The organism is Bacillus sp. PSXD-155 (assembly GCF_049310765.1).
Lineage (GTDB): Bacteria > Bacillota > Bacilli > Bacillales > Bacillaceae_G > Bacillus_A > Bacillus_A cereus.
The window spans coordinates 1-5,050 of the sequence record NZ_JBMOWC010000108.1 but is presented as its reverse complement, the minus strand read 5'-3'; the positions used below and the strand labels follow the sequence as shown (position 1 = coordinate 5,050).

Genomic DNA, 5,050 nt, shown 5'->3' with positions numbered 1-5,050 from the left:
TTCCACTTAAACAATAAATGAAATAAAACAGTAAAAATACAACTTCATGAAAATATAACTTTTGAATATGAAAGTTTTTAATTGTTAAACAAAAATATATGACTAAAAAAATCATATATATCTTCAATGAAAATCCAATATATAAATTGTATTTACTTAACATAACAAATAATATTAGAAGAATAATCCATCCCATCGATACTTTCATATTATTTTCCATAGGCTATATCCCCTGTTTCGTAATATAATCCTTTTTGCGTATTTTTCTTATAAAAGAAAGAAGAAGTTTTTTCAGCTCATAATCATATAGGAATATGGCAGCTACTACGATTAGTATATTAAGAACAAGCGCAATTAAATGATATGTATGCAATATATATTGCACTCCAATAAAGGTTACACCAAAATAAATTGTATACGGTATTACAATTTGGAATACAATTTTTTTCTTCACTACACTTACCGCTATGTATCCCACTAAAGCGACGATTTCAAATAAAACCATAGCATATGCCGCTCCTATCACTCCACCAATACTACTAAAGCTATAAAGCATAACCCCACCTATCACCAATGCTACACACTGCACAACAGTTCTCTTATTTTGACATCCACTCGTCGTTAAACCGTCAGCAATAGCAATATTTAAACTTTGTAGCACAATAAAAAATGATAATATTTGGAGTGGCTCTACTGCATTGCTCCATTCTTCATGAAAAAATATAGAAATAAAGTATGGTGCTAAATGATATAAACCGATCGTCATACATATTCCTACAATCGCCATTGATTTAATTTGAAGCAAATTTAATTTCGTATGCTCTTCTATATTATTCTGGTTATAATGCTTAAAGAGCACTGGAAAAAATGCACCTGCAATTACCCCTGGTACTTGATATAAAGCTGCCGGCATCCGGTACGCCACTGCAAAAACACCTACCATACTTAATGGCAATGTATAGTTAAGCAAGATAGGTGCTAATTGTGGCGTACTCATTATTAAAAAACCGCTAATAATAAAGGGAGTTAATTGCCAAAATAAAGCTTTATGAATTACGACTTTCATATTCATTTTCGTCTTTCTTCTCATGATATATATACTGAATAAACCACCGATCATATACCCAAAAGCATATAAGCGAGCCGTTACATACACCGGTAACTCTCCGAAAATACAAAAACATGTAATTATAATGACAACCGATGCTGATACAACTTTAATGAGCGCTATATACTTCATACGTTCCGTCAGTTGAAAATAGGCAATTCCTATGTTTTGCCAAGTTAATCCTATTAACATGAAAAACATTACGTTTATCATCATATAAATTAAATTTTTATCCGCATACATATAATGAATAACAATATAACCGATTATAGAAATAAGAATAAGTAGAATCATCCTTATTTTTATATACGATGATAAAATCTTCTCTAAATCTGCTCCATCTTTTGCCCCTTCTCGAAGAAACGTATTACTAAGTCCTAAGTCTGTAAAAAATAACATAACAAACGTCACTGCTATGGCAACACTAAACATCCCATAATGTTGTGCGTTAAAAAAGTTTGCTAAAACAATTAAACTGACGGCCTGAAGAAGGTTAGCTAAAATCGTACTATAAAATAGATGGATAATATTGTTTAGAATAGATCTACCCATACAAGTTCTCCTTTGCAAGTAACCTACTTACATATGTTGTTTGTTTACATATATATTTATCTTGCACCATTACCGTTCAATACAATTAAAACGGTTTTACATAAAATACGGATGTCCATCCGAAATGTTTTCATTTCAATATACTCCATGTCCAGCCTCAACTTTTCCTTTGGATCAAGATTATATCCTCCATTTATTTGTGCCCATCCTGTTAATCCTGGTTTTACCATTAAACGATCCTTAAATTCTGGAATAAACGTATCAAACTCATTATAAAAAAACTCTCTCTCTGGTCTAGGGCCTACAAAAGACATATCTCCTCTTAAAATATTTAAAAGTTGTGGTAATTCATCAATTCTCGTTTTTCTTATAAACAATCCAACTTTTGTAATTCTTGAATCATGTTCTTTTGCCCATTGTGGGCCATTTATTTCAGCATCCTTTACCATTGATCTTAATTTAAATACATTAAACTTCTTCCCGTTTATACCTAAACGTTCTTGAAAGTAAATTGGAGCCCCTGATGTTTCTAAAGTAATCATAATACAAAAGAACAACATAATTGGTATCGTTAATAGTAACAATATGATTGAAAATATAATATCAAACAAGCGTTTTACACTTCGATTCAATATGCTAGGCTTTTCTTGAGCCGGAATCGTATACAACTTGGCTTGATTTGTTTCACGAATCATGGATCGTTACCCCCACATTCAAGAATATAAAATTATACCTATTAATTCACATTCTTTCCTATTTATATCCGCTATTACTTTTTGCACTGTACGTAGTGAATCTTTTCGCTTTTTAACTGCTAAGACCATTCCATCGCATTTCTCTGCAATAATGTGCGTAGCAGGAAGATCAAATACTTCAGAAGAATAAAAGAAAATGTAATCAAAATCTTCTTTCCACTTAGCAATCGCATTATCAAATTCATCCATAGCAACTAAGGGCGTCCCTGTGTGTACTGTTTTTTTTGCAGGAATACAATATAAGTATTTAGACAAATTACTAGAAAAAGATTCATAATTGCAGGGGAAAGAGCTTATTATATCGTTTACGGTTATCATGTGATCACTTTGTAATAATACATGTAATTTAGGGTCAGAAAAATTCACATCAATAAGTAACACCTTTTTCTTCATTTCTGCAAACACTAGACCCATATTTACTATAAGTGAGGCAACAACCCCTCTGTCCTTCGTTGAACTAACTGTGAATAGTTGTTTTCCAGATTTTTTCAGCTCGTGATACACCGTATAAAACTGCTCTTTCATCAGATCATCATGCAAATCGAATGGCAGCTGTTTCTTTGTCCTAAACATCGACATGTTCACCTCGATATATAGATGATTGTTTATCAATCTCTGTAGATTTCTGTTTTCTATTCGGTTTCACATTTATGTGACCAATAACAGAGACTGTTGTTATTTTCTCTAAATCTTGTTCCGTGTATATACGTTCATCAAAATAATCTCGAAATACAGCTAAACCTATCCCAACAAAAAAACTAACAATTAAAGAAATAGGAATGATCAGTTGAAATTTCGGAAATAATTTTTCAGCCTGTTCCTGTAACTCAGGATCCGTCAACACTTTCACACCTTGTACATTTGTGTACTGTTGAAAACTTTGTTGTGATTGCTCTGCCAATGTCTTTACAATGTCTTTCACAACTTTCGGATTGGAATCTTTTACTGTGACAGTTACAATTTGTGAATTGTCCGTATTCACTACCGAGATTTTTTGTGCTAATTCATAACTTGATTGCTCTAATTTCAAAGTTTTTTTGACTGTTGAAATAATTAATGGGCTTTTTAAAATATCAACATACGATGTTACTAGTTGCTTATTTTCTTGTGTTTTATTTGTTGAATTTTCCTTATTAAACTCATCTAAATTCCCAACAAGAATTTGCGTTGAATATTGATATGACGGCTTTAAAACATACATAGAGATAAGAACTAAAGAAGCGGTTAAACAACACATCGTTAAAATAATCGTTACGAATCTTCTTTTCAATAATTGTTGAAAATCTTTTATACTCATTTCTTGCTTCAATTATTTCACCGCCCTTTTCTGAATAACATCCTGCAAGTCACTCTTTACAGATACCCCTCTCTTCTTTCTATCCACTTGTTTTGTTACATACTTTCCGACTCTGAATGCAAATTTTTCTACATATATATACGAAAGTATTGCAAGTATAAACGAAAATATAAGTGAAAAAATTAAAATAATAGGCAACGGTAATATTTCATGGAAAATGTATATAAGGGAAAACAACGATATAATATGGTATAAATAAAGACTGTAAGAAATCTTCCCCAAATATAACAAGTATTTATTGCGTAGCAAGGATGACAAAGTTGATATTGACAAACTTAATATGACAAATAGACTTGCACTTATCGCCACTACGTAGTCTCGAAATATAAAATTATTGAGTACTTTAATTTCTCCAATAAGTCCTTCATACATAAAAAGTAAAATCGCAAATAAAAACCATGCAATTTTCGTGTTTTTAGTACAATTACTATAAAAAACTATTAAATTATTTTTATACTTTGCAACTAGTGCCCCCAATAAAAACAGCACCGTATAATGCAACGTTAATGCATAGCTTGTTAATGTTAAGCCCGAGCGAAACAAAAATAATATTACGACAGAACATATACTAAAACTAAACAATAATAGTAATGAACACCTTAACGTTTTTCGTAAACAAATCATCAAAATTAACGGAAAAATTATTGATATTCGCATTTCATGGACAAGTGACCAAATCACACCGTTATATGCATCTGTATTATATTTCCCAACCAATAAAATATGTTGCGCTATTAAGCTTGGAGAACTTTCAATCGTCCATGAGCGATTAAACCATTCACTTAAATAAGAAATACCATATTCACTAATTGTAGCCTGGCATATAATAGCTATAATTATTGCCACAATATAGGGAATATATATTCTGCATATACGTTTTAAAAGGTATGACCCATAGCTACTATAGGTTTTTTGAATAGATTCATACAAAACAAATCCGCTCAAAACAAAAAAGATAATAACAGATTCGTTACCACTACTAAAAATAAGACGAGCAGGCGTTTCTTTTAATAGATACACAACAAATGGTTTATTATCTTCATAACTGTAATTTTGAAATGCTGAAAAAATCATTAAATGATGACCGATCATTACTATTAATGAAGAAATCCCTCTTATAGAATCCAATTCTTCGTATCTCTTCATCTTTTTACATCAACTCCTAATGAAATGATAATAATCATTTCAAAGCGACATCTTTATTCATATTCCTCTCCTTTCTTTTCATTCCAATTTTTCATATTAAAATGATTTTATAGTATAAATTTGAGTGTATTG

General features: G+C 31.0%; 5 protein-coding genes and 1 pseudogene. All 6 read right to left on the bottom strand.

The window, feature by feature from the left end; translation table 11 throughout:
* Positions 1-220 (bottom strand): annotated as a pseudogene (locus ACO6VI_RS32645) (polysaccharide polymerase); the annotation flags it as partial.
* 3 nt (positions 221-223) lie between these two features.
* On the bottom strand, positions 224-1,660 hold the full coding sequence (locus ACO6VI_RS32640; RefSeq protein WP_140157236.1) for an oligosaccharide flippase family protein: 1,437 nt from the start codon (positions 1,658-1,660) through the stop codon (positions 224-226).
* Between the two features lie 56 nt (positions 1,661-1,716).
* Positions 1,717-2,355, bottom strand: coding sequence for a sugar transferase (locus ACO6VI_RS32635; RefSeq protein WP_065228552.1), 639 nt, complete (start codon positions 2,353-2,355; stop codon positions 1,717-1,719).
* A gap of 18 nt (positions 2,356-2,373) precedes the next feature.
* Positions 2,374-2,994: a CpsD/CapB family tyrosine-protein kinase gene (locus ACO6VI_RS32630; protein WP_140157235.1), complete on the bottom strand. Its 621-nt coding sequence runs from the start codon at positions 2,992-2,994 to the stop codon at positions 2,374-2,376.
* Complete coding sequence (locus tag ACO6VI_RS32625; protein ID WP_000807062.1) at positions 2,981-3,724, bottom strand: YveK family protein; 744 nt, start codon at positions 3,722-3,724, stop codon at positions 2,981-2,983. The genes ACO6VI_RS32630 and ACO6VI_RS32625 overlap by 14 nt, the downstream gene beginning before the upstream one ends.
* Positions 3,725-4,918: an acyltransferase family protein gene (locus tag ACO6VI_RS32620; protein ID WP_088020769.1), complete on the bottom strand. Its 1,194-nt coding sequence runs from the start codon at positions 4,916-4,918 to the stop codon at positions 3,725-3,727. It abuts the gene before it with no gap.
* Positions 4,919-5,050: the final 132 nt, after the last annotated feature.